Raw genomic sequence first — 984 nt, 5'->3', positions numbered from 1 at the left:
GCATCAATCCGCGCTTGTAAAGGCGTGACGCTACTCAAAACGTTACCATCAAGACGGATGAGGTACGTCGCACCTGAATTGGTGACTGAATTATCCGTTTTGTCGAAAGTACCAACAGAGGCACTATCGAGCCCATTAAAATCGCCATCAATTTCGGTGTTGGAAACATAGCTAGAGAAGGCGTTATCATCGTAATTTGCCCCCAATGCAATCATTCCCCCCCTAAAGTCATAACCATTAACACCAAAATAATCATCATCTACCCCTGGAGAGGCAAAAATTTGCTCTGTTGCTTGCCAATCTGTCACATCTAACGAAGAAAGATCATATAAGTAGGCTGCATAGCCATTAGCAGCAACAACCATTAATTTGTCACCGTCTGGATTCAAGGCCACACGCCCGAATACATCCCCACTTTCCGCATCAGAAGCCCTTACTACCGCAATTTCAGACCAATTACTGCCATCATAATCATGTATAAATACCGCACCTGAATCAGTAATACTGTTAGTTGCGCCATCTTCTTTTATTGCACCTACCGCCAATCGATTACCGTTATCGCTCAGACTGACGGCATAGCCATAAAAATCATCCATGGCGTAATTTGAATTTCTGAATGTTTGATCACTTACCCATGATGAACCATTGTGGCGATATATGTAGACGTAACCCGTATTCCCTTGATCATATGCACCAACGGCGATGACATCGCCATTTTCCGTAATATCAATTCCCCTACCGTAATAACTTCCGGCTGAAATACCAATAACTTGTTGCTGAAAAGCCCAACTGCCATTGATTAACTGATGAATGCGTATTCGCCCTTGATTGGAATTGTAATTGTCCCCCCCTACTACAAAAGTCTCCCCATACGCACTCATGGCAACATAAGGGGTCGCGTCTGTGATGCCATGATTATGCGTTGTCATAGACCATGCACCGTCCCAATCTGGCACACTTTCAATTAAGGGCACATCAAAGATA

General features: G+C 43.9%; 1 pseudogene. It reads right to left on the bottom strand.

Features of this window, described 5'->3' with window-relative positions:
- Positions 1-984 (bottom strand): annotated as a pseudogene (locus F8B77_RS17310) (hypothetical protein); the annotation flags it as partial.

It is taken from the genome of Aliivibrio finisterrensis, from assembly GCF_008933155.1.
Taxonomy (GTDB): domain Bacteria; phylum Pseudomonadota; class Gammaproteobacteria; order Enterobacterales; family Vibrionaceae; genus Aliivibrio; species Aliivibrio finisterrensis.
Note: the sequence above shows the minus strand (reverse complement) of the source record. Positions and strands in the feature narration are given on the sequence as shown.